The sequence below is a fragment of the Acinetobacter sp. ACIN00229 genome (assembly GCF_016106645.1).
Taxonomy (GTDB): domain Bacteria; phylum Pseudomonadota; class Gammaproteobacteria; order Pseudomonadales; family Moraxellaceae; genus Acinetobacter; species Acinetobacter oleivorans.
In genome coordinates, this window is record NZ_JADWOM010000032.1 from 1 (window position 1) to 23,178 (window position 23,178).

26 protein-coding genes are annotated in these 23,178 nt (G+C 38.4%); 17 read left to right on the plus strand and 9 right to left on the minus strand.

What is annotated here, in order from left to right; all coding sequences use genetic code 11:
• Positions 1-122: 122 nt before the first annotated feature.
• The 3 genes from I7H67_RS18925 to I7H67_RS18935 are packed head-to-tail and all read left to right on the plus strand — an operon-like array spanning position 123 to position 2,349.
• A complete protein-coding gene (locus tag I7H67_RS18925; protein ID WP_004796328.1) occupies positions 123-626 on the plus strand; it encodes a YfiR family protein in 504 nt (167 codons plus the stop codon).
• Between the two features lie 5 nt (positions 627-631).
• On the plus strand, positions 632-1,855 hold the full coding sequence (locus tag I7H67_RS18930) for a diguanylate cyclase domain-containing protein (RefSeq protein WP_005065229.1): 1,224 nt from the start codon (positions 632-634) through the stop codon (positions 1,853-1,855).
• Between the two features lie 14 nt (positions 1,856-1,869).
• Positions 1,870-2,349, plus strand: a complete 480-nt coding sequence (locus I7H67_RS18935; protein ID WP_004796325.1) for an OmpA family protein — start codon at positions 1,870-1,872, stop codon at positions 2,347-2,349.
• 51 nt (positions 2,350-2,400) lie between these two features.
• On the opposite strand, the gene I7H67_RS18940 is transcribed toward I7H67_RS18935, so the two are convergent.
• On the minus strand, positions 2,401-3,411 hold the full coding sequence (locus I7H67_RS18940) for a metallophosphoesterase (protein ID WP_198308576.1): 1,011 nt from the start codon (positions 3,409-3,411) through the stop codon (positions 2,401-2,403).
• Positions 3,412-3,517: 106 nt separating this feature from the next.
• Here I7H67_RS18940 and I7H67_RS18945 point away from each other — a divergent pair, with 106 nt between their 5' ends.
• Entirely contained in the window at positions 3,518-5,143 is a 1,626-nt protein-coding gene (locus tag I7H67_RS18945) for a phospholipase D family protein (protein WP_004796322.1), read from the plus strand.
• Here the strand turns inward: I7H67_RS18945 and I7H67_RS18950 are convergent, their stop codons facing one another.
• Positions 5,144-5,953: a lysophospholipid acyltransferase family protein gene (locus I7H67_RS18950; protein ID WP_013196820.1), complete on the minus strand. Its 810-nt coding sequence runs from the start codon at positions 5,951-5,953 to the stop codon at positions 5,144-5,146.
• 214 nt (positions 5,954-6,167) lie between these two features.
• Here I7H67_RS18950 and hflX point away from each other — a divergent pair, with 214 nt between their 5' ends.
• The 4 genes from hflX to I7H67_RS18970 all read left to right on the plus strand — a co-directional run bounded on the left by hflX (position 6,168) and on the right by I7H67_RS18970 (position 9,127).
• Positions 6,168-7,511, plus strand: coding sequence for a ribosome rescue GTPase HflX (gene hflX / locus I7H67_RS18955; protein ID WP_198308577.1), 1,344 nt, complete (start codon positions 6,168-6,170; stop codon positions 7,509-7,511).
• A gap of 33 nt (positions 7,512-7,544) precedes the next feature.
• Positions 7,545-7,916, plus strand: a complete 372-nt coding sequence (locus tag I7H67_RS18960; RefSeq protein ID WP_005299915.1) for a hypothetical protein — start codon at positions 7,545-7,547, stop codon at positions 7,914-7,916.
• Positions 7,917-7,926: 10 nt separating this feature from the next.
• Positions 7,927-8,601 (plus strand): LrgB family protein, encoded by a 675-nt coding sequence (locus I7H67_RS18965; RefSeq protein ID WP_009388694.1) that lies wholly within the window; start codon positions 7,927-7,929, stop codon positions 8,599-8,601.
• An 82-nt stretch (positions 8,602-8,683) separates the two neighbouring features.
• Entirely contained in the window at positions 8,684-9,127 is a 444-nt protein-coding gene (locus I7H67_RS18970) for a DUF2147 domain-containing protein (protein WP_198308578.1), read from the plus strand.
• A 38-nt stretch (positions 9,128-9,165) separates the two neighbouring features.
• On the opposite strand, the gene I7H67_RS18975 is transcribed toward I7H67_RS18970, so the two are convergent.
• The 3 genes from I7H67_RS18975 to pdxA are packed head-to-tail and all read right to left on the minus strand — an operon-like array spanning position 9,166 to position 11,825.
• Positions 9,166-10,005: a symmetrical bis(5'-nucleosyl)-tetraphosphatase gene (locus tag I7H67_RS18975; RefSeq protein WP_198308579.1), complete on the minus strand. Its 840-nt coding sequence runs from the start codon at positions 10,003-10,005 to the stop codon at positions 9,166-9,168.
• Positions 10,006-10,818: a 16S rRNA (adenine(1518)-N(6)/adenine(1519)-N(6))-dimethyltransferase RsmA gene (rsmA, locus tag I7H67_RS18980; protein WP_198308580.1), complete on the minus strand. Its 813-nt coding sequence runs from the start codon at positions 10,816-10,818 to the stop codon at positions 10,006-10,008. It abuts the gene before it with no gap.
• 23 nt (positions 10,819-10,841) lie between these two features.
• The gene (gene pdxA / locus I7H67_RS18985) at positions 10,842-11,825 is read right to left on the minus strand and encodes a 4-hydroxythreonine-4-phosphate dehydrogenase PdxA (protein ID WP_198308581.1); all 984 of its coding nucleotides are present in this window, start codon (positions 11,823-11,825) and stop codon (positions 10,842-10,844) included.
• Positions 11,826-11,998: 173 nt separating this feature from the next.
• Between pdxA and rplM the strand changes: the two genes are divergently transcribed.
• The 9 genes from rplM (at position 11,999) to I7H67_RS19030 (ending at position 17,497) form a co-directional block, all read left to right on the plus strand.
• Positions 11,999-12,427: a 50S ribosomal protein L13 gene (rplM, locus tag I7H67_RS18990; RefSeq protein WP_003656097.1), complete on the plus strand. Its 429-nt coding sequence runs from the start codon at positions 11,999-12,001 to the stop codon at positions 12,425-12,427.
• Between the two features lie 12 nt (positions 12,428-12,439).
• Entirely contained in the window at positions 12,440-12,826 is a 387-nt protein-coding gene (rpsI, locus tag I7H67_RS18995) for a 30S ribosomal protein S9 (protein WP_002048725.1), read from the plus strand.
• Between the two features lie 174 nt (positions 12,827-13,000).
• Complete coding sequence (locus I7H67_RS19000) at positions 13,001-13,654, plus strand: glutathione S-transferase N-terminal domain-containing protein (RefSeq protein WP_005299902.1); 654 nt, start codon at positions 13,001-13,003, stop codon at positions 13,652-13,654.
• A gap of 6 nt (positions 13,655-13,660) precedes the next feature.
• Complete coding sequence (locus I7H67_RS19005) at positions 13,661-14,095, plus strand: ClpXP protease specificity-enhancing factor (protein WP_005299900.1); 435 nt, start codon at positions 13,661-13,663, stop codon at positions 14,093-14,095.
• A 17-nt stretch (positions 14,096-14,112) separates the two neighbouring features.
• A complete protein-coding gene (locus I7H67_RS19010; protein ID WP_144735866.1) occupies positions 14,113-14,769 on the plus strand; it encodes a hypothetical protein in 657 nt (218 codons plus the stop codon).
• 338 nt (positions 14,770-15,107) lie between these two features.
• On the plus strand, positions 15,108-15,467 hold the full coding sequence (locus I7H67_RS19015; protein WP_005299893.1) for a hypothetical protein: 360 nt from the start codon (positions 15,108-15,110) through the stop codon (positions 15,465-15,467).
• Between the two features lie 83 nt (positions 15,468-15,550).
• Entirely contained in the window at positions 15,551-16,516 is a 966-nt protein-coding gene (locus tag I7H67_RS19020) for a hypothetical protein (protein ID WP_198308582.1), read from the plus strand.
• An 8-nt stretch (positions 16,517-16,524) separates the two neighbouring features.
• Complete coding sequence (locus I7H67_RS19025) at positions 16,525-17,085, plus strand: GTP-binding protein (protein WP_005299886.1); 561 nt, start codon at positions 16,525-16,527, stop codon at positions 17,083-17,085.
• Positions 17,078-17,497, plus strand: a complete 420-nt coding sequence (locus I7H67_RS19030; RefSeq protein WP_005299882.1) for a roadblock/LC7 domain-containing protein — start codon at positions 17,078-17,080, stop codon at positions 17,495-17,497. Before I7H67_RS19025 ends, I7H67_RS19030 begins: the two co-directional genes overlap by 8 nt.
• A 53-nt stretch (positions 17,498-17,550) precedes the next feature.
• Here I7H67_RS19030 and I7H67_RS19035 read toward each other — a convergent pair whose 3' ends face one another.
• The 4 genes from I7H67_RS19035 to I7H67_RS19050 are packed head-to-tail and all read right to left on the minus strand — an operon-like array spanning position 17,551 to position 23,177.
• Positions 17,551-19,491 carry an acetyl/propionyl/methylcrotonyl-CoA carboxylase subunit alpha gene (locus I7H67_RS19035; protein WP_198308583.1) on the minus strand — a complete coding sequence of 647 codons (1,941 nt, stop codon included), beginning with the start codon at positions 19,489-19,491 and terminating at the stop codon, positions 17,551-17,553.
• 18 nt (positions 19,492-19,509) lie between these two features.
• A complete protein-coding gene (locus I7H67_RS19040) occupies positions 19,510-20,346 on the minus strand; it encodes an enoyl-CoA hydratase/isomerase family protein (RefSeq protein WP_005299878.1) in 837 nt (278 codons plus the stop codon).
• Between the two features lie 16 nt (positions 20,347-20,362).
• Positions 20,363-21,520 (minus strand): acyl-CoA dehydrogenase family protein, encoded by a 1,158-nt coding sequence (locus I7H67_RS19045; protein ID WP_198308584.1) that lies wholly within the window; start codon positions 21,518-21,520, stop codon positions 20,363-20,365.
• Between the two features lie 43 nt (positions 21,521-21,563).
• Positions 21,564-23,177 (minus strand): acyl-CoA carboxylase subunit beta, encoded by a 1,614-nt coding sequence (locus tag I7H67_RS19050; protein ID WP_005299872.1) that lies wholly within the window; start codon positions 23,175-23,177, stop codon positions 21,564-21,566.
• Between the last annotated feature and the right edge of the window lies 1 nt (position 23,178).

The window sequence follows — 23,178 nt, forward strand, 5'->3', positions numbered from 1 at the left end:
CCGCAACAACAGTTCGTTTTTTAGCCTTTTTGGTCAACTTTAGATGAGATATTAAACTTTTTTTACTTTATCAACTTCATGTAGAATAGATTATTCGTGCAATAGTTTGGCATTAACTCACCATGTGGCAGTTCGCTAAAAAAGTATTTGTTTGCATACTTGTAGTGTTTGCTACGAGTGGGCCTTGTTATGCCAATTCAAAACATAACTTCTATGTGCTTACTTTATCTATTCTAAGCTACAGTAAGTGGGAGAATGTAAATACTCCTACTCTTTGTATTATTGATAATCCCTCTATTACATCTACGTTTCAATCTTATATCCAGCAAATGTCTTATAATTATCGTGTTCAAACTGTAAACGCGAAAGATTTTGCTCGGTCACATTGTCAGGCTGTTTATTTTTCTACGACTTCGCCCCAACAACAACAAAGCCTTATTCAGAACTATCCTTACCGTTCTTTACTTTCTTTAAGCATTAATAATCCAGAGTGCGAAATTGGAAGTATCTTTTGTTTATATAATCAAAATAATTACACTACCTTTAAAGTTAACTTAGATGCTTTAAGTCACTCCAAAGTTCATATTGATCCGAGAGTATTGCTCTTGGCTAAGAATGCGGAGTAAGGATTATGATATCAAAGTTGTATCAGTCCACTTCATTGCATGCATTATTTAGAAAATCTCAATTTACTATCTTTGCAATTACTTTCTTTATCTGCTCTTTTACGTTTGTGTCGATTTCTGTTTTTACAATGGAAACTTACGCCAAACAAAATTTGCAATTGCTTAGCCATACGCTACTAGAGCGTATTCAGCCTGCTGTTGTATTTAATGACAAAATTACGATTGAGCAAATTTTGAATGAATATACAAACGACCATTCAATTCGTACTATTCATATTTATGATTCAGAGCATCATTTAATTGCGCAAAGTTTTAAATTATCAAGTCAGACTTCAATTTTAGAGGGCTGGTTTGATCATTGGTTTCTGAATGAACCCGTTCACCTTACAATTTATCATCACGAGCAAAATGTAGGTGAACTCACGCTTTTTGGTAGTTCCGAAAAAATATTGCAGTTCCTCAAAATGATTATGGTAGGACTAGCAATTGCGATGTTGTTTATTGTTTGCGCTTTGTGGTGGTCAGTAAACTTAACTTATCGTCAAATTATGCAGGCTATTTATCCGCTTACGAATATCGCTCAAATTGTAAGTGAACAAAAAGCTTATAATCTTCGTTTTCCTTATAATCGAATTAAAGAATTTCAAGATTTAAATACCGTTTTTAATGAGTTACTTGAAGAAATTCAGATATGGGATAACCAGCTACAAAAGGAAAATCGTAAATTATCCTTTCAAGCTCACCATGATCAACTCACCTTATTGCCTAATAGACATTATTTTTATCAGATTCTCTTAGACATGTTTGAAGATAAGGGTTTTGATAACAAGTCTGCATTATTATTTATAGATAACAATAACTTCAAAGCAATTAATGATCAGTTTGGCCATTTAGCTGGAGATGAAGTTTTAAAAGAAATGGCGAATCGTCTGCAAACCCGTCTACGTCATCAAGATTTTATTGCACGATTAGGCGGCGACGAATTTGCTGTCATTTTGCATTCCATTAGTCATGCTGATCATTTAATATCTATTGCTGAAAATTTACTCGAAAGCTGTAAAGAACCTTTGCATCTGAATGGTCAGACCATTTACTTCAGTTTTAGTGTAGGTATTGCTTTATCACAATTTGCATCTAGCCCCGAAGATTTCATTATGCAAGCAGACCAAGCAATGTATAAGGCTAAAAATTCGGATGAACACTGGTTTATTTATAAACCTGAAAATTAAATTTAGGCTAATCTATGAATACAAGATCTCTAAAACTCTCCTTTATTGCATTGCTATGCATTACTCTTGCAGGGTGCCTGAGTTTTGGTCCATTAAAATATCGTCAGGTAAAATTGCTCAAAAAAGAAGGTTTCGTTCTTACCGATGAAGGATGGACTTTAGGTTTACCAGAACGTTTGTTATTTGACTTTAATAATGCAGAGTTAAAACAAAGTCATGAAGCTGAGTTAGTACGTCTAGCAAATCAATTGAATAAATATGATCTAAATAAATTGAAAATTGTAGGTCATACTGATGATGTTGGCGATGCTGCTTATAATCAAAAGCTGTCTGAAGAGCGTGCACAAAGTGTAGCAAACCTTTTCTTAGCTCGTGGATTTAAAAAAGAAAATATCTACGTGATTGGTCGTGGTTCAACACAACCTTATGTTCCAAATACAACCAATGAAAATCGTGCGATTAACAGACGTGTTGCGATTGTCGTTATTCCATAAGCAAGTTTAATTCATAAAAAAAGCCAATCCTCTGTGATTGGCTTTTTTATTTTAAACTAACTCAATAATATCAATGGTTGGCGGCACTCTAAAACGTAAAGGAATTCCGACCATTCCTGTGCCAACGGTAACGAAGACATCTGCATGTTCGTGAGAGTAAAATCCACGTTTGTGACCTAAAATTGATACTTTTTTCATAATATAGTTAGTCAGCCATGGGAGCTCCACCTGCCCTCCATGTGTGTGTCCTGATAACATTAATGGACGATTTGGTAATTTAGGTACCATATCGACAGTATCTGGATTATGAGACAAAATTAACCAAGGTTTGTCTTGAGGTAAATCTGGCATGGAACGCATATCGGTTTTTCCAGCCCAAAGATCACCAATACCAATCAGACGGAATTCTTCAAAATCAACGATCTTTCCTTCGATATCAACAACTTCATTATAAAATAGAGCATCTTTTAATAATTGTTGAATCGGTGGACCAGGATATTGCTCATCATGATTTCCAGGAACAGAGTAAACAGGCGCCTGAATTTCTTTTAAAACACTTAACTCTTCAATTAGTCTATCTTCTGGTTCATATGTCCAGTCACCAGCCACAACCACTAAATCAGGTTGATGTTCATTTAATTTTCTAACTATGGTTTTTAGCTGACGTTCATGCCCTGAAAATAAACCAATATGTAAATCTGCAATTAGGGCTACTTTGACTGGCTTATTAAAACTACGATCTGGATTTAAGCGATATTGATGAGTATCGACACGAACTAGATGAGGCTCAATAAATCGGGCATAGATTAAAACACCACTTAAGAAAAAGATAAAAATACCTTGATGAATTGAGTAGTAACCAATCCAAGCAGCATATAAATTAAAAAACCAGAGAGGAATAAGTAGATAAGAGAGATAAAATGCGAGTAAATGCACAAAAGCTTTAAATGGATGAATCGTCTCGGTCCGAGATTGATGAATCCAAGCCTCAGAAACTCCCCATAGAGCAAGTATTGAAAATATAAAGTAAAAACAAAAAATAATTGAATTTGGATTCCACATTACGACTCTCGACTTATCTTCTATTGATTGCTAGTAATCAAATTCAATATTTATCTTTCAATATGCACGAATTATACTCTAGCTCACGTTATCGTATGTACTGATTATGGCACAATCCTCTCATTCCAAACAGCTTCAAACGAATCAACAAGCTAGAAGCTTTTTGATAAAAGCCTCTATAGTCCTATGTTCTAGTTTTGCTGTGGGTTTGACAGGATGTAGTACTCTGCCAAAACATGGTGTTGAACCATTAGAATATGCAAATGATATCGATACATCAGAGACTTCACTTGCTCAAATTATTACTCCCTTACGTCAGCAAAACCCAAAGCTAACGGGTTACCACGTCTTAAATGATCCATTGGAGGCTCTAGCAGCCCGCCTAAGATTAATCGATAAAGCTGAAAAGACTTTAGATTTACAATATTACATTTGGGATAATGACAAAGTTGGAGCTTTAGCTTTACATGCCATTATTCGAGCAGCTGATCGCGGGGTAAAAGTCCGACTTCTTATTGATGACAATAATGCAAAAAAAATGGAAGGGATCTTACTCGCTCTTTCTCAGCATAAAAATATTGAAGTTAAGCTTTTTAACCCCTACCGTTTCCGCAAATATCGTGCGATGGATATGGTGCTTGATTTAAAACGTATCAATCGTCGCATGCACAATAAAAGTTTTATTGCCGACAATGAGGTTGCTCTTATTGGCGGACGTAACATGACCAATCAATATTATAATGTAAGCGATAGCTATCAATTTTCTGATGTTGACGTAATGTTGGTCGGTGCTGCTGTTGATGACATTGTGAATTCTTTTGATGACTACTGGAATCATGAATACGCCTATTCAGTTCAAAGTATTGTAAGCCCAGAGCAGCACCGTTTACGCTATGAAGGATTAAAAGAGCAACTCGAAGCTCACTATCAACAAGCAACTGTTCAAAACTTTCTGAATTTAACTGCAAAATCACATGCATTTGATAAATGGTTAAATCACAATATTCAATTCGACTGGGTTAAAGCAGAAGTCGTAAAAGACTCGCCTGATAAAATCAAATCAAAGGCCAAAAAAGAAGAGCACTTAAATTTCCAGTTAATTAACCATCTGGAAAAACCAGAAAGCAACGTAGATTTAATTTCAGCTTATTTTATTCCTGAAAAACAAGGTGCCAAGATTTTAAGCACACTTGCCAAAGAAGGTGTTGAGGTTCGAGTTTTAACGAATTCTTTTAAAGCGAATGATGTTGCTGTTGTACATGCATTTTATGGGAAATACCGTAAAGAACTGCTTAAAAACGGCGTACAACTTTATGAATTTTTACCTACACCAGATAAAAGAGATTTAAATAAAAATACAGATGAGCTTGCCACTAAAGCAAAAGTAAACATGAAAGGGTTAAGCCGCTCAAGCTTACATACTAAACTGATGGCATTAGATGAACAGGTTTTTATTGGCTCATTTAATTTTGATCCACGCTCAGCTTATTTAAATACTGAAATTGGCGTAATTTTAGATAGCCCGTCATTGGCTAAGACAATTCACCATACGATGGACGAAAATTTAAATAAATATGCTTATAAGCTAAAGCTCGACGCTAACAATCATATTTATTGGCAGCAAGAAACGCCTAATGGTCCTTTAATTTATAAACAAGAACCCGAGATGAAATGGTGGCAAAAAGCAGGCATGAAATTTCTTTCATGGCTGCCACTTGAAGGATTTATGTAATTAATTTTTTGGCTTAAGTACTTTCTGATGTAGTTGAGCCAAACCTTCTACCATTTTTTCTTGAACTTCACGCGTTAAACTCTTCACATCATGCCCTTCCACTGAAATTGGAGGCAAAGTTAACAAATGAGCAGTTACTTTCGGCATTTCAAGTACGCGTTGAATATGTTCAGCAAATGACATGTCGCCAATGAATGGCGCAACTGTATCTAATTGTCCATGACGGTTTACATAACAAATTAAACATACCTGTACTGGGCGTTGAGCCTCAATAGCAGCACCGAGCAAACGACCATGTACTTTCTTAACAGAATGTCCATCTGTAGTGGTCGCTTCAGGAAAAAACAGCACAGGAATATTTTGTTTTAAGAATTCGGTAATCTGCTCACGAATTTTAACGGAATCACCAGATCCACGCTTAATAAATAAAGTCCCGCCACCTTTAGCTAGATTGCCTAAAATAGGCCAATTTTCAATTTCAGCTTTAGCAAGAAAGAAAACACGGGCTCCTGAACCTAAAACAGCAACATCGAGCCAAGAAATATGATTACTTACCCATAAAGCAGGTTCTCTAGGAATTGTTCCGTGTACTTCTACATCTAAGTTGAAAACCTGACATAAACGGCGGCAAAAATATTGAACATAGCGTGTATTGACCGGATTATTAGGATCTTTATAAAGGCCGTGTCGATAAACTAAATAAAAACCTTCACTAATTGCAGCGGTAGCCGAAGTGACTTTTTTTCCGTACAAACCTATTTTTGATAATTTCTTTAACGTTGAATTAACTATACTTTGCGTTTGAGCCATAAAATTTCACTAACGATCAATCATTGTTATACCCATCTCAAGCATTCTATACGTTTCAGAATAAACTTGCATTGATGATAGAGAACGGGAAAAAAATAAATTCAGACACCTCTAACAGCATTTAACTAATCTAAAGGATAAGAACAAACGCTTTCCCCTTTTGCATAAGTTTCATCTAGAATAAAGTTTTCCCATTTTCAGGATTTACAACCACGTGGAATATGTTGATCGGCATCAAGGCGGTGAACGCACAATTTTAGTGAGTGTTTCAGTACAATTATTAGATGATCTGGATGCCGAAGAGTTTGCTCTACTTGCACAGTCTGCTGGTGCAGATATCCTTGAACATATTAAGGTTCAGCGAAATAAACCCAATCCTAAATTTTTTATTGGTTCAGGAAAAGTCGAAGAAATTGCAGAGCGAGTTCAGGAACTAGAAGCAAGTCTGGTGATTTTTGACCATGCTTTGTCACCCGCTCAAGAACGAAATTTAGAAAGAATATTAAAATGCCGAGTCATTGATCGTACAGGATTAATTTTAGATATTTTTGCCCTGCGTGCCCGTACGCATGAAGGTAAATTACAGGTCGAACTTGCACAGCTTAAACATTTATCTACCCGCCTTATTCGTGGTTGGTCAGCCGACTTTGAGCAACAAAAAGGTGGTATTGGCTTACGCGGTCCTGGTGAAACGCAGCTAGAAACAGATCGTCGTCTCATTCGTGTACGTATTGCCCAATTAAAAGATAAATTAGAAAAGGTACATCAAACCCGTCTACAAGGGCGTGCTGCAAGACAAAAAGCAGCCATTCCAACTGTGTCGTTAGTAGGCTATACCAATGCTGGCAAATCGACTCTATTTAATATTTTAGCGAAAAGTGATGTCTACGCAGCCGATCAACTGTTTGCAACACTCGACCCGACATTACGCCGTTTGGAATGGGATGGTATTGGTACTGTCGTGCTCGCAGATACGGTAGGTTTTGTACGAAACTTACAGCATGATTTAATTGAATCATTCAAAGCAACACTTGAAGAAACCCTAGAAGCCACGCTTTTACTACATGTCATTGATAGTAATAGTCATGACATGCTTGATCAAATTGAAGCAGTTGAAGGCGTATTAAAAGAGATTGGTGCAGATGCTCCAGTACTTCGGGCATACAACAAAATTGACCTGAGTGGTGAAGAAGCCAAAATTGTTTATGCCGAACCACATGTACCAGATCGAGTTTATGTTTCTGCTCACGCTGGCCTTGGTCTAGAGCTACTTCAAAAAGCAGTACAAGAATGTTTAATGGGGCAAATTCAAAAGTTTTCTCTGATTCTTAAACCTGCTTATGGCAAATTTCGTACACAGCTTTATGCCTTAAATGTAATTGAGTCTGAACACTACGATGATGCAGGCTTATTACATATTGATGTACGTATTGCACCACATAAGCTTGAAAAGCTTATTCGCCAAGCAAAACTACCCTTAGAAGAAATCTTGGGAGAACGCGCTAATCAATTTAAGCGACCATTGGAAGAGTTTGAAATCAAGGGCGAGATCAGTTAAAACTCGATAAGTAAACTTTTAGAGATAAAAAATATGGATAAGATCAAAAGTATAGACTGGACAGCATGGGTAGCAACGTTACTACTCATTATTGGTTTTCGTGAAGGCTCTGTCATCGTCATGCGTGCTTTTGGTCATCCAGAATTAGGTAATCTGGTCGGGTTAATCAGCTTACTCACTGTTTTGATTATTTGGAGAAAGTTCAAAAAAATCCCTCTTCGAATAGTCGATACGAATAATAAAATCATGAAAGAAAGTGGTTTTGCTTTTTTACCTGTTTGTGCCGGCTCCTTAATTATGTTGGTGCATATGGGAAAAGAAATTCCACTATTCCTTTTTGTTTTAGTGGTCAGCACCCTTATACCTTTGTGGGTCTATGCAAAAATGGCAAAACGTTGGTTATAAGGAGAATAAAATGTTTACGATTTTTTATGGTTTTTTGATCACACTGATTGGTTATCTATGTGCAAAACCTTTAAACCGACGCTTCCCACAAGTTCCACTTTTAGTTTTCGGCATGTTCATTGTCATTGCATTACTTTCAGTTTTACAAGTTCCTTATGAACAATATCGTCTTTATGTGAATGACTTATTTGGTCATCTATTAGGTTATGTCACAGTAGCCTTAGCTATTCCTCTAGCTGCAATGCGTTACGATGATCTTCCAATTAAATCAGTGATTGGGATTTTACTTTTTGCCAGTATTAGCGCCGTTGCTTTGCCTATGGGCCTCGCTTACTTGTTACATATGTCGGAACCTACCATTCTTGCATTTGCAACCCGTGCGGTAACTACCCCTATCGCCTTAAATATCGCAACGTTATTGCATGCTCCTGAAACGCTGGTAACGCTTATTGTTATTTTATCTGGCGTTATTGGAGCAGCTTTTTCACCATTTTTACTTAAACATATTCATGATGAAAGAGCATCTGGATTAGCCTTAGGTTTAGCTGCGCATGCCATAGGAACAGCTCAAGCATGGCAACGCGGACCCGTTGCAGGTCGCTACGCTGCCTTTGGTATGGCTTTAAACGGCGTATTTACTGCAATTTGGCTACCTACATTAATGTTGTCACTTGGAACGCCATAATTAAGAAGCCTATTAAATAAACATTGAACGGTATATCAATTCGAAATAAGATGACCTTTCAATGTTAAAAGGATTTTTAATCATGGGGAAAATTTTTATTGGGGCTCTGCTCTTACTGGGGATCAACGCTGCTACGTTTGCAGCAGACATTACAGGTCTTTGGCAAACAATTGATGATAAAACTGGTGCTCCCAAAGCACAGGTAGAAATACGAAAAGAAGCAAATGGGACATATGCAGGAAAGATTATCAAAGTTACACCACGCCCAGGTTATACCCCTAAAGAGATTTGTGATAACTGCCCTTCGCCGTATACCAATAAACCAATTATAGGATTGGATATTGCAACTGGCTTAAAACAAACAGATGATCTTAATTATACAGGTGGGAAAATTTTAGATCCTAATACTGGTAAAGTTTACGGGCTTAAAGCAAAACTCAGTGCAACTGGTAAACGTCTTCATATGCGTGGATATCTTGGCGTTTCAGCATTAGGCCGTAACCAAATTTGGTTACGCGTAGAATAAAAGTTAAAAATAAAAAAGCCGCTTATGCGGCTTTTTTATTACATCACTGGATTTTCAACAGCAAAGATTTCTTTATCTTCAAGGCGATAAGCCATTAATTTTCTGCCCCAGACACAGCCGCCATCAATATTCTGAATCTGATCATTAATAGTTCTGCCCTCTAGCGCAGCCCAATGGCCAAAAATGATTTGATGAGTTTGTGCCGCTTTGCTCGGAAATTCAAACCAAGGTAAATAACCTTCTGGCATTGGCGCATCTAGAGCATCTTTAAAACTGAACTCTAAAGCCCCTTCTGCATTGGTTAAACGCATGCGAGTCAAATAATTGGTAATACAACGTAAACGCGCTGAACCGGTTAAGTCGTCTTCCCACAAATCTGGTTTTGAACCATACATTTCTGCCAAGAAAGCATCCAATACAGATAAATCTTGATGTGAGAGTACTACCTCAACCTCTTTTGCAAGCGTTGCAGTCTTTTGTGCATCCCAAATACAAGGTATACCTGCATGAGTAAGAATTGTGTGCTCGTTCGGGAATAAACATAAAGGTTGTTTACGCAACCAATCGATTAACTCATCGCCATCAATTGCATCAATAACATCCTGCGTGCGATCTTTTTCTTTAATCTCTTTTAAACCACGTGCACCAGCAACTAAAGTCAGGTCATGATTTCCAAGTACAGTTGCAGCAGCGCCGCGATCAGCAAGTTTTTTAACAAAACGTAAGGCACCTACTGAGTTTTCGCCACGAGCGACCAAATCACCCGCAAACCATAAAAAATCTTGGTCTGGATCAAAACGTATTTCTTTAAGTAAGGCTTTAAGAGCTTCAAAACACCCTTGTACATCGCCAATCACATAATTAAAACGTTTAGTCATTTATGCCACCATTTGATCGGCTAAAGCAACAAATTGAGCCAGTGTTAACGTTTCTGGACGAGCCATTGGATCAACGCCTGCTTTTTCAAAGCCATCGTCAGCGATCATACCTTTAAGGCTATTTCTTAGGGTTTTACGACGTTGGGTAAATACATGACCAACCAACCGAGCTAAAGCTTTTTCATCTTTTGCAACAATTGGTTTCTGCTCATAGGGAACAAGGCGGAAAACAGCACTTGTTACTTTAGGTGGCGGGTTAAATGCGCCAGCAGGCACTTCAAATAAAAACGTAGGTTGGCAATAATACTGAATCATTACCGACAAGCGTCCATATTCTTTTGTGTTTGGTTCTGCGGTAATGCGTTCAACTACCTCTTTTTGCAGCATAAAGTGCATGTCTTTAACTTTACTGCCAAATTCCAAGAGATGGAAAAGTAATGGAGTTGAAATGTTATAAGGTAAATTACCAACCACACGTAATGGTCGACCATCTTTTACCAGTTCATTAAAATCATATTTTAATGCATCAGCTTCGATAATCGTTAAACGTTCAGGATGTGGAACTCGTTCTGGCAAGCCTGCTGCTAAATCACGATCTAGCTCAACCACTGTTAATGCATCACACTCTCCAATTAAAGGAGAAGTTAAAGCAGCCAAACCAGGACCAATTTCAACAACATTTTCACCCGCACGCGGGTTCACCGAGCGCACGATTTTGGCAATGACTCGCTGATCATGTAAGAAGTTTTGACCAAAACGTTTACGAGCTTTATGCCCTTCATCTTTCGGGTTTAGGGCATTAATTTGATACATATAACATTTCCAACATGAAAAATTTAGCTCGCTGCCAAAGATAACGCTAAATCGACAGCGACATTTAAACTTGAGCTTTTTGCCAAACCAGTCCCAGCCAAAGACAATGCCGTGCCATGATCGACCGAAGTTCGGATGAATGGCAAACCCAATGTAATATTGATGGCCTCACCAAACCCTTGTGATTTTAACACAGGTAAACCTTGATCATGGTACATAGCGAGTACAGCATCAGCATTTTTAAGATGCTCAGGGGTAAATAAGGTATCCGCAGGCAAGCTTAGGCTCATTTTAATTCCTTGCGCTCGATAAGTTTCGAGTACCGGATTAATGGTATCAATCTCTTCACGGCCCAAATAGCCATCTTCCCCCGCATGAGGATTTAAGCCACACACCAATATGCGCGGCTCAACGATCTTAAATTTAGTTTTTAAATCATGTATTAAAATATCAATGACTTGATATAACCGTTCTTTGGTAATTGCATCGGCAACATCTCTTAAAGGCAAATGCGTAGTCGCTAAAGCAACGCGCAGAGTCTTGGTTGCAAGCATCATGACAACGCGCTCTACCCCTGCAAATTCTTGATAGTATTCAGTGTGACCACTAAACAAAATGCCTGCATCATTAATGACCGATTTTTGCACTGGTGCCGTAGCTACCCCAACACTTTTACCAGACATGGCATAATCAGCTGAGCGGCGTAATTGTTCTAATACATAAGCCGCATTAGCTGAATTTAATTGGCCCTCAATAACCGCCGTTTCTAAAGGTACATGCTCTATATAAAGCTCACCAGAAGAGGATGATTCAGCTTGTCCCGTATATTCTATAAATTGAATATTTATACCGAGTTTCTGGGCACGTTGTTCTAATAAATTTTGGTCACCCAAAACAACAACAGGACGTTCATCAACTCGCTGAGCCAAGCTCAAGCAAATATCTGGACCAATACCAGCCGGCTCACCAGAAGTGACATATAAAGGCAGCATAATCACCCCAGACACATAACTAAAATTTGTTTGATTTTAACATATCCCACATTCATCGGTTTATGGATTAAATTATGTGGCTTAAACTGGATTTTTCTTGTGACTTTGAACAAACTCGTTTAGAATGCTCGCTCCTTTTGTTTGGACAGATTCCATAGTCCAAACCAACTATAATAGGTAGTGGTTTAATGAAAACTCTCAGCGCTAAGCCAGCTGAAGTTCAACATGACTGGTATGTTGTTGATGCTTCTGGCAAAACTTTAGGTCGCCTTGCGACTGAAATCGCTCGTCGTTTACGCGGTAAGCACAAAACTTCTTATACTCCTCACGTTGACACTGGCGATTACATCGTTGTGATTAATGCTGAACAAGTTCAAGTGACTGGTAAAAAAGCGCTTGATAAGAAATATTATCGCCATACTGGTTTCCCTGGTGGTATCCGTGAGACTAACTTCGAGAAGTTAATTGCTCACAAGCCTGAAGCTGTTCTTGAAAAAGCAGTTAAAGGCATGTTACCAAAAGGTCCTCTTGGTTATGCAATGATCAAAAAAATGAAAGTGTACGCTGGTACTGAGCATCCGCATGCTGCTCAACAGCCACAAGTTTTGGACATCTAAGGGATACAGCACATGGCTACTAATTATGGTACAGGTCGCCGTAAGACCGCAACTGCACGTGTTTTCTTGTCTGCTGGTACAGGCAAACTCGTTATTAACAACCGTACTTTAGAGCAATATTTCGGTCGTGAAACTGCTCGTATGGTTGTTCGTCAACCTTTAGAACTTTTAGAAGTTACTGAAAAGTTTGACCTTTACATCACTGTTAAAGGTGGTGGTATCGGTGGTCAAGCTGGCGCGATCCGTCACGGTATTACTCGTGCGCTTATCGCTGCTGACGAAACTTTAAAACCTGTTCTTCGTCAAGCTGGTTTCGTTACTCGTGATGCTCGTGAAGTTGAACGTAAGAAACTTGGTTTACGTAAAGCTCGTAAGCGTCCTCAATTCTCTAAACGTTAATTCGTTTATCGAGTTGGACAAAAAGCCTTGGATTTTTCCAAGGCTTTTTTATTATGAAAATCGAACAATAAAATGCAAACTTATAAATATAAACAAACTATCTCTTTAGAACCGTGATTTCCTAGAGCATTTTTAGTATCCTAATCGATTCACTCAACCACGTCGTCTTGTGATATGTCGGTCGAAAACACCTCTATTCAGGGGATTACCCTTTACAGTCATGCTGATGATTTCCGTTCTCACTGGATTCGTTTTCTATTAGCAGAAAAGCAAATCAAATATCAATTGATCATAACTGACCATGAAGACGAAGATTTGGCAAGTTTGAATCCTTATAACCAATTGCCGATGTTGGTCGAGCAAAATCTTAAATTATTTTCAGCGCCTATTATTGCTGAATATTTAGATGATCGTTATCGCCAAAGTAAGCTTTACGCAGATGCTCCAATGATGCGTGCAGAGCAGCGTCAATATATATGGAGACTTGAAAACGACTGGTTCAAGTTGGCAGATCACATGTTAAAACATGCTGATTCTTTAAATATCGAACAAAAGCAAAAAGCTCAAAAAGAATTACGTGAAACTTTAATTTCACTTACTCCCCTATTTCAGCATTTTCCCTATTTTATGTCTGAAAATTTCACAATTTTGGACTGTATGCTTGCACCTATCTTCTTAAGATTAAATAGCATGGGAATCGATTTACCCAAACAGCATTGCCGACCGATACTTTTGTATTGTAAACGTATCTTTGAGAGGCCTTCTTTTGCTAAATCAATGACGGCTCAAGAGAAAAACCGTTACAATGAACTATTAAATATGGAATAGTGTGATATGTCTGAGCAAACTATTGATTTAACCCCTACACGTCCTTATCTTGCTCGTGCAATCTATGAATGGATTTGTGATAACCAACTTACTCCTTATCTATTAGTAGATGCGACACAGCCACATACTGATGTTCCACAGCAATTTGTTAAAGATGGCCAAATCGTTTTAAATATCGTGCCTCATGCTGTTCATCAACTTATTATTGGAAATGAAGCGATTACTTTTTCTGCTCGTTTCGGGGGAGCATCAAAAGACATTTATGTACCTATTCAAGCTGTTCTAGGTATTTATGCACGTGAGAATGGACAAGGTTTATTTTTTGATCCTGAAGAATATGCCAATGTAGCGCCTGTAGAAAATACAGTAGAGTCTGAAGTACAAGAAACAATTGAAACAACATCAACTAAGAAAAAACCAACGTTAAGAATTTTAGATTAAATTTAGAGGAAGAAAGCATGGCATTTGATTTAGTCCAATACTTTGCTGAGCAGATAAAAATTCAAAAGCCTCAGCTTTTAAATCAATATCCAGTTAATGAAAAAAATAAACTGATTGATGAGGTGAATATTCTTACGCTTGGAAAACTGATTAGTTTATGGCGCCAAGATGACAATAAGATTTATCAAGAAATCAAAACTTCAGATCCACTTTATATTCAAGAAGTTGCTCGTCATTTAACAACGTCTAAGCATAATCAGTCGGCTTTAAAAAATTCGGAGCTAGAACAGAGTATTTCTGAAATTTTAACTTTGCAGTTAGCAGAACTTAACCAACTCGATGAAACAGGTGGTTTTGGGCATAATGGCTTAAAAGAATTAATTTTAGGCCAAATAGAACATTTATCAGGTCAGGCAGAAGATTGGGTTTGGTCAACAAACCACCTAAATGAGTTAATTGGTTCTAAACCTGTGGAACAAGAAGAGCTATCATTGGATACAACAATGAAGGAGTTCAACCAAATGGTTCACCAAGCCCAACCTCATCATGACGATTTGCATATTGACGAACAAGCTACTGAGAGTTCTGTACCTACATGGTCAAAGATTATTGCCCCTGTCGTTGCTTTAGCAATTTTAGGCTATCTCTATTGTATTTACACACAACTCGTTTAGTTTAATGATTGTTATAAAAAGGGGAATTTTTTTATTCCCCTTTTTTGATTAAAATTAAAATAATTTATTAATCAATATTTTATTAATATTCTATTACAATTACTTTAACTAAATTTTAAAATATATAATGTAAACCTCATCTCAGTCTTAAAAGTATAATGTATAAATAATCTTATAATGTTTTTCCAATCTGACATTTTACGTCACTTCTTTCCCAAAAATGAAACCTCTCAATTTACTTGGTTAATTGACTTCAAATTGTTCAGAAATATAATGAATTTTAACTACTTTTAGGAAAAAGTAGTAAATATAACTTTAGAATCCTGAGAGATAAAAACATGGCTAAACTTTCTTTAGATAGCTTAACTGAAATTGATGGTTTTATTGCTTCTGCACTTGTTGATTCAGAAAGTGGATTATCACTTGCAACACAAGGTGGTGGGGAAATTGATTTAGAATTGGCAGCAGCTGGAAATACAGAAGTAGTTCGCGCAAAGCGAAATATCGCCAATGCTTTGAAATTAAATGACAATATTGAAGACATTTTAATTACCTTGGGTAAGGCTTACCACTTAATTCGACCTCTAGAAAGTAATAATAATTTATTCCTTTACTTAGTGCTTGATCGTGCTAAATCGAACTTGGCTATGGCTCGTCATGAGTTAAAGTCATTTGAAAAAGAGCTAGACTTTAGCTAATTAATCTAAGATATGCTTTTTATATTTATTATAAAAAGCATATTAAAACTATTATATTACTCAATAAAACTTAATGTGATACTATGGATAGGAATTACATAAATATTGCTACTACTGGTTTAAGCTTAAAAGTTTTAGATGAATTAAAAACTTTAATCAGAAAGTTAATATCTAATGAGTATGGTATTAATTGGGTTAATATTTCTAACAGTCATATTGATCTATTATTAATTAATGAAAACTTTTTTGATTCAGATAATATTCAAAATATTCTTCAAAAGAAAAAATGTCCTTATTTAAAAATTACTAAAACTTCTTCACAAAATGGATATCAACTTGATGAACATACCCTGCATCTGCCACTAGAAAAAGTAGAATCTCTATTAGACTGGCTACAAATAAACCTAATATCTTATTTAAATCAAAAGAAGACTGTCGTAGTTTCAGATTTATCAAATGAGCCCATGCTCATTGATGATAAATTTATAAGGAATTTGCACAGCCCAGAACATGCCAAAGTATACCTTTTTGATGATAAAGGCACACTCGCCATTATTGATAACAGGACTCAGATGGCTTGGTTGGAACCCTCACGCCAACAAACTCAAACCAATCAAAGCTTTGATTTCACTTTTGCTAAAACCTCTGACTTCACGAAAGTGTCTCGTAAAAAAAACTACTATTTGCAGGACTGGCTATGGAATTTGATTTGGCATTCAAAAAACTTTGGAAATCTAGCTACAGAAGATAAATATTTTAAAATTGACCACTGGCCACAACCCTACCAAAAAGAATATAGAAAAGTGAGCCTACAACTCTCTGCTTGTTTTATACAGGGAGCAAAAATTACTGATGTGGCTAACCAGCTTAACGTATCAATTGATGATGTCTTACGCTTCGTTACCGCTTGTTTAATGGCAAATAATGGAAAATTTATTTCTGCAAATAAATGTGCTTACGCCCCCAATTCTTATTTAGAAAATTCAAATACAGACAATCATTTTTTTAAAAATTTTATAGGGAAGATTAGACGGCGTTTTGGTCTTTAAGGGAAGTTATGATTATACAGCAATATAAAATTGTCTTTGCAGGTAGTATGGGGGCAGGTAAAACAGAAGCGATTAAATCGTTATCTGAAATTCCAATTCTGGAAACAGAAGCATTCAACACTGATGTACAAAGCCACCAGAAAACCCAGACCACTGTAGGCATTGATTATGGTGAAATTACTTTAGATGATGGAATCAAAATCGGACTCTATGGCACCCCAGGACAAAGCCGTTTTGATTTTATATGGTCGGTCATTTGTGAAGGTGCAATCGGTGTTATTTTATTATTAGATCACAATAGTCCTAATCCGATTGATGAGCTAGAAAGCTACTTAGAAACTTTTAAAAATTATAACGATAATATTGCGATTGGTATTACTCATGTTGACGAAAATAAAGAATCGTCACTTCAACAATATCGTCATTGGATAAAAGAAAACGGACTGTCATATCCATTGTTTTTTATTGATGCACGCGAGCAAGAACAAATTTTAATGATGGTTGAATCATTAATTGCATCACTTGAAATCAAAGTAGGCTTAACATCTCAAGGGAATGATCATGCTTAGTATTCCAACTCAGAAACGCACCGCCCCGACACAATTGCTACAGCTAGCAAAAACTGAAGCTCATAATATTTTGATGAATACGCGTGGTGTAGATTTTGTAATGATTTGCTCTTCTGATGGTTTTGAATTAGCGACAGTAAGTCATAAAAACTACCATAACACCACCAAATTAGCGGCGGTGAGTAGCTCAATTTTGGCAATGGTCACTGCTTTTTTAAAAGAGATTCAGCTCACTGGCTGTAACAACATTACTTTAGATGCAGATAATGGTAAGGCTATTCTGACGGCTATTCCAGCAACTCATCACCCGATGGTTATGGTCACGCTCAGTAATAAAGAGGTACTTTTAGGACAACTATTGTATAGCCTAAAAAAAGCAAGCCAAGTGATTGCAGAGGCAGATGGAGAATAAATCAAGACTTCTAATTGAAAATAAAAACCGCTCAAATAGAGCGGTTTTTTTAATTAAATTTGGATACTAAATAACATTTGTCGTTTTTTTACTTGTTGACCCTGTTGCCCTAACACATCTTCAACTACACCATCCACATCAGATTTAATCTGTTGCTGGATTTTCATGGCCTCAAGCACTAGTAAAGTTTGACCTTTCACGACTTGATCACCTTTATTAACTAAAATATTCACCACAGCGCCATCCATTGGCGCACGAATATTGCCATCACCAGCCACATCAGCTATTTCAGGGGCAGCATAAGTCACATTTCGTATCGCAATATTGCCATTCTCTCGATCTAAGTAAAGCTGATCACCATCTAATACATATTGCACACGGCGACGTACACCATCAATTAAATAAACTAATTGCTCTGGCGTTCTATCAAGCACTTCAATACAAACTGTTTGATCACAGAGCTGTGCCGTAAACGTGTTATTTACAGATGAAAGCTGCAATTGAATTTGCTGATCATCATATTTAAGTTTTAATGGTAATGGCACACCTAATCCAGTTTGCCACACCGTAGTTACTTTACTTTGGCTAAATAATGCCGCTGCAATCGCTAAATTTTCTAAAGATAGAACCTGCTTATGTAGGCTGTTATCGTTTTGAAAATGCTGTTGAATAAATGCGGTATTGGTATCACCAACAACAACAACGGGATGGCGCAGTAAATTGACCAAAAACTGTTTATTACTGTTTACACCCAGCAAAACACAATCATCTACGGCACGAGCAAGTAAGCGAATCGCATCCTCACGGGTTTTACCGTATGCGATCACTTTCGCCACCATAGGGTCATAAAAAGGGCTAACTTCATCAGTTGCCAACATACCATGATCTATTCGTACATTTGGCAATGTTGCTGGCTGCCAACGTAAGACTTGGCCTGTTTGTGGTAAGAAATCTTGACGTGGGTCTTCTGCATACAAACGCACTTCGATCGCATGTCCATGTAAGATCAATTCTTGTTGCTTTAACGGTAACTGCTCACCATTCGCGACACGTAACTGCCATTCAACCAAGTCTAATCCAGTAATGAGTTCAGTGACAGGATGCTCCACTTGCAAACGGGTATTCATTTCTAAAAAATAAAATGCACCCGATGCATCTAGCAAAAACTCAACTGTACCAGCCCCGACATAAGCACATGCTTTAGCCGCGGCTACAGCAGCCTCACCCATTTTCTGACGCAGTTCAGGCGTCATGACCGGACACGGCGCTTCTTCAACAACCTTTTGGTGACGGCGTTGAATCGAACAATCACGCTCAAACAGATAAACATAATTGCCGTGTGTATCGCCAAAAACCTGAATTTCGACATGGCGCGGGGCAATCACTGCTTTTTCCAAAATAAGCTCGCCTGAGCCAAATGCATTTTCAGCCTCTGAACGTGCAGTTTGCAAAGCTTCAATCAACTCGGATGACTGCTGTACCAAGCGCATACCACGGCCACCACCGCCCGCAGAGGCTTTGACCATAATTGGAAAGCCAATCTGTTCTGCTTGTGCTGCTAAATATTCGAGATCTTGTCGGTCTCCTTCATAACCAGGTACACAAGGGACACCTGCTTCAATCATGGCAATTTTTGAAAGGCGTTTACTGCCCATTAACTCAATTGCAGAAGCTGTTGGTCCAATAAACGTAATCTGATTATCAATACAGGCCTGAGCAAAATTAGTATTCTCTGACAAAAAACCATAGCCTGGATGCACAGCGTCCGCCCCAGTTTTTTTACATGCATCTATTATTTTGGCAATAGCGAGATAAGACTCAGATACTTTAGATGGCCCAATGTAAACAGCTTCATCTGCTTCTTGTACGTGGCGAGCCTTACGATCAACATCAGAATAAACTGCGACAGTTTGATAACCCATTGCCTTAGCAGTTTGCATGACTCGAACTGCAATTTCACCACGATTGGCAACCAGTACTTTTGAAAATTTCATTATTTTTATCCTTATCTCTTATGGCTCATCAGCCCAGTTTGGCAACCGTTTCTGGATAAAAGCCATCGTTCCCTCTTGCCCTTCAGCCCCACCAACCGCTTGGGCAAACTGCTGTGCAGCATCATCTAGTAAATCACTCAAAGGCTCATTGAGTGTTCGATGTAACAGTGCTTTAGTCACACGCGAAGCTTGAGGAGCTGCTCGTTTAATGTGTTGAATGGTTTCCTCTAGAGCTTGCTCTAATTCGATTTCATTATGTGCAATTTGATGAACCACTCCGGTACTAAGTGCTGTATGGCCCTCAAAACGCATGCCGAGTAAAGCAAGTCGGCGCGCCTGAGTCAGGCCAATACGTTTCACCACAAAAGGAGCAATTTGTGCAGGAATCACACCAAGCCCTGTTTCAGGTAAACCAAACTGAGTATTGTCACGACTAATCGCAACATCGGAAACACAGGCCAAACCAAAACCACCACCTAAAACAGCACCTTCTAAAATCACTACAACCGTTTGCGGAGCAGCTTCAACTTGCTCAAGCATGGCACCAAAACGGCGGTTAAAATCAGTATAAGGTTGCAGGCTACCAACGTTAGTTGCTTCAACGCGTAAAGCAGCCATATCTTTAATATCACCACCTGCACAAAAGGTTCCGCCTTCCCCACGGATAATTACCGCACGAATTGAAAGGTCATCGCGAATAGCATTAAAGACTTGTTGAATGGCATTGACCATCTTCAAGTTCATAGCATTACGGCTCTCTGGTCGATTTAACCAGAGATATAAAATACTGCCGTCTTGTTCTAATTGAATGCTGTCATCAAGATCTAGAGCTTGTAGAGAGGTCGAAAGTCTCATGGTGTATTCCTTATTCTTATTTCTGCTTTTTAGGCAGAATGTCCATCAATTTACAGATAATCCCCAACATAATCTCATCTGCCCCACCACCAATAGACCCTAAGCGACCATCACGATACAGCTGTGATGCTGGGTTATCCCACATAAAGCCGTTACCACCCCAATATTGCAGACAGCTATCGGCAACTTCACGGGTTAAACGTCCTGCTTTTAGTTTTGCCATAGATGCCAGCTTGGTCACATCTTCCCCAGCAATATGCTGTTCACAAGCTTGGTAGGTTAATGCTTTGAGTGCTTCCACTTCGGTCATGAGTTCGGCAAAACGGAAATGGATATATTGGTTATTGATGAGCGGCTGACCAAACGTCGTACGCTCTTTGGTATAGGCAATAGTCTTTTGAATTAAATTTTCCAAACCGCCAATCGCATTGGCACAAGCCCATAGGCGCTCTTCCTGAAATTGCATCATTTGCATCATGAAGCCCATGCCTTCGACACCCACTAAGTTACGCTGTGGTACACGTACATTGTCTAAATAAACCTGCGCTGTGGTCGTTGAACGCATCCCTAATTTATTAAGTGGCTCTGAAAAACTAATCCCTTTGGTTTTTGCTGGCACAATAATCATCGACTTATTAACGTGTGGTTTATCATCAGACGTATTGGCTAAAAGACAAAAGAAGTCGGCCTGCAATGAGTTTGTAATCCACATTTTGCTGCCGTTAATGACATAGTCATCGCCATCTTTTTTTGCTGTTGTTTTAATAGCAGCAACATCCGAACCGGCATGCACTTCTGATACTGCAATCGATGCCACATATTCCCCAGCAATGGCTGGTGTTAAAAACTCATCACGTAACTCTTTACTACCAAAACGTGCCAAAGCAGGTGTTGCCATATCAGTTTGAACGCCAATGGCTAAAGGCACTCCTCCACAAGCGGCATAGCCAATTTCTTCTGCAACCACAAGGTTATAGGAATAATCTAACGCTAAACCACCATTTTCCTCTGGCTTACAAATTCCTAATAAACCAAGATCACCCATTTTTTTAAATACATCATGGATTGGGAATTGCCCTGCAGCTTCCCATTCTGGAATATGGGGATTCAGCTCATTTTGCACAAATTGACGAGCTGTGCGGCGCAATGCTTCATGTTCGGCAGTAAATTTCATTGTGTTATTCCTATTAATTTTTTTTAATTGCGGTAAAGATTGATTAAAAACGGGATACACCAAAACGAGTTGGATTTAGCTCTCGTTGCTGTGCTTCATAAATGGTTTGTAAAAGGAAAATTAATAATTTTCGGGTATCTCGCGGATCGATAATGCCGTCGTCATGTAGCATGGCCGTATTGAAAATCGCGGTAGATTGCTGCTCCAATTTCATGGTCGTACTCTGCTCAAGAAAATCAAGCATTTGCGGATTAGGCTCCTGACCAGAAGCTTTTTGCTTTCCTTCAGCCACAATGCGTAATACCTTTCCAGCTTGTGCAGCGCCCATTACAGCAACATGCGAATTTGGCCATGCAAAAATAAAGTCTGGCGATAAACTCCGACCACACATTGCGTAGTTACCTGCACCATATGAGCCTGCCACAACAATCGAAATTTTAGGTACAGAACAATTCGCAACAGCTTGAATCAGTTTCGAGCCATGCTTGATAATGCCATTTTGTTCGGCATCGGTTCCCACCATAAAACCTGTGGTGTTATGCAAGAACAATAATGGACGTTTGGTCTGTTCACACAGGTGTATAAACTGAGCTGCTTTCGCTGCTCCTTGAGGGGTAATCGGACCATTATTGGTGATAATGCCAATATGCAAGCCTCCAATTTTTGCCCAGCCACATACCGTTAAATCATCATATTCCTGTTTAAATTCTAGAAAATCTGAATCGTCAATAATGCGCGCAACCACTTCTTTCATGTTAAATGGTTGTTTAGGATCATTTGGAATCACACCCAACAGTTCATCGGCATCGTAACGAGGTTCTTTATAAGTCGTTTCAACTGGTTTGATTTGCTCTTTCCAGTTCAGATGTTCAAAAATTTCACGTGCAAGTCGAATACCATCAGCGTCATTTTCTGCTAAATATTCTGCTGTTCCAGCAACCTGTGCATGCATTTCTGCTCCGCCCAACTCTTCAGCTGTTGCTACTTCACCAGTCGCAGCTAAAAGTAAAGGTGGACCTGCAAGAAGCATTTCAGTTTGTTTACGTACAGCAATGACATAATCGGAAAGACCGGGTTGATAAGCCCCTCCTGCCGTTGCATTGCCATGAACAACTGCAAGCTGTGGAATACCTGCCGCAGAAAGACGTGCCTGATTGGCAAAGGTCATGCCGCCATAGGTAAATACTTCTGCCGCATAATTTAAGTTGGCACCGCCACTTTCGGTCAGCGTAATCAGCGGGAGTTTTTGTTCTAAGGCAATTTTTTGCAAACGCTGTGTTTTCTGTACGCCCATGGGTGACATGGTTCCGCCTTTGATGGCACTATTACTTGCAGAGACTAGACAACGCACACCACTGACAAAACCAATGCCAGCAATTACTCCACCACCAGCTTCGGAACCATCTTTATCATCATGCATGTTATAGCCAACCAAACCACACAGCTCAACAAAAGGTGAATCGGCATCAAGTAATAATCGTACACGCTCATGCGGCAAAATCTTGCCTTTTTTATCGAACTTAGGTTTAGCCGCATACGATTTATCAATACTTTTTTGCTGAATTGCACGGACTTCACTCAGTTGAGTAAGTAGTGCCTCTTTATTTTTTTGATACTGTTCACTACCAACAGCAATTTCGGATTGGAGAATAGTCACT

Bases quoted from the DNA above. Each gene is read 5' to 3' on its own strand.
- I7H67_RS18925 (WP_004796328.1), top strand. From the start codon at position 123: ATGTGGCAGTTCGCTAAAAAAGTATTTGTTTGCATACTTGTAGTGTTT.
- I7H67_RS18930 (WP_005065229.1), top strand. From the start codon at position 632: ATGATATCAAAGTTGTATCAGTCCACTTCATTGCATGCATTATTTAGA.
- I7H67_RS18935 (WP_004796325.1), top strand. From the start codon at position 1,870: ATGAATACAAGATCTCTAAAACTCTCCTTTATTGCATTGCTATGCATT.
- I7H67_RS18940 (WP_198308576.1), bottom strand. From the start codon at position 3,411: ATGTGGAATCCAAATTCAATTATTTTTTGTTTTTACTTTATATTTTCA.
- I7H67_RS18945 (WP_004796322.1), top strand. From the start codon at position 3,518: ATGGCACAATCCTCTCATTCCAAACAGCTTCAAACGAATCAACAAGCT.
- I7H67_RS18950 (WP_013196820.1), bottom strand. From the start codon at position 5,953: ATGGCTCAAACGCAAAGTATAGTTAATTCAACGTTAAAGAAATTATCA.
- I7H67_RS18960 (WP_005299915.1), top strand. From the start codon at position 7,545: ATGGATAAGATCAAAAGTATAGACTGGACAGCATGGGTAGCAACGTTA.
- I7H67_RS18965 (WP_009388694.1), top strand. From the start codon at position 7,927: ATGTTTACGATTTTTTATGGTTTTTTGATCACACTGATTGGTTATCTA.
- I7H67_RS18970 (WP_198308578.1), top strand. From the start codon at position 8,684: ATGGGGAAAATTTTTATTGGGGCTCTGCTCTTACTGGGGATCAACGCT.
- I7H67_RS18975 (WP_198308579.1), bottom strand. From the start codon at position 10,005: ATGACTAAACGTTTTAATTATGTGATTGGCGATGTACAAGGGTGTTTT.
- rsmA (WP_198308580.1), bottom strand. From the start codon at position 10,818: ATGTATCAAATTAATGCCCTAAACCCGAAAGATGAAGGGCATAAAGCT.
- rplM (WP_003656097.1), top strand. From the start codon at position 11,999: ATGAAAACTCTCAGCGCTAAGCCAGCTGAAGTTCAACATGACTGGTAT.
- rpsI (WP_002048725.1), top strand. From the start codon at position 12,440: ATGGCTACTAATTATGGTACAGGTCGCCGTAAGACCGCAACTGCACGT.
- I7H67_RS19000 (WP_005299902.1), top strand. From the start codon at position 13,001: ATGTCGGTCGAAAACACCTCTATTCAGGGGATTACCCTTTACAGTCAT.
- I7H67_RS19005 (WP_005299900.1), top strand. From the start codon at position 13,661: ATGTCTGAGCAAACTATTGATTTAACCCCTACACGTCCTTATCTTGCT.
- I7H67_RS19010 (WP_144735866.1), top strand. From the start codon at position 14,113: ATGGCATTTGATTTAGTCCAATACTTTGCTGAGCAGATAAAAATTCAA.
- I7H67_RS19015 (WP_005299893.1), top strand. From the start codon at position 15,108: ATGGCTAAACTTTCTTTAGATAGCTTAACTGAAATTGATGGTTTTATT.
- I7H67_RS19020 (WP_198308582.1), top strand. From the start codon at position 15,551: ATGGATAGGAATTACATAAATATTGCTACTACTGGTTTAAGCTTAAAA.
- I7H67_RS19025 (WP_005299886.1), top strand. From the start codon at position 16,525: ATGATTATACAGCAATATAAAATTGTCTTTGCAGGTAGTATGGGGGCA.
- I7H67_RS19030 (WP_005299882.1), top strand. From the start codon at position 17,078: ATGCTTAGTATTCCAACTCAGAAACGCACCGCCCCGACACAATTGCTA.
- I7H67_RS19035 (WP_198308583.1), bottom strand. From the start codon at position 19,491: ATGAAATTTTCAAAAGTACTGGTTGCCAATCGTGGTGAAATTGCAGTT.
- I7H67_RS19040 (WP_005299878.1), bottom strand. From the start codon at position 20,346: ATGAGACTTTCGACCTCTCTACAAGCTCTAGATCTTGATGACAGCATT.
- I7H67_RS19045 (WP_198308584.1), bottom strand. From the start codon at position 21,520: ATGAAATTTACTGCCGAACATGAAGCATTGCGCCGCACAGCTCGTCAA.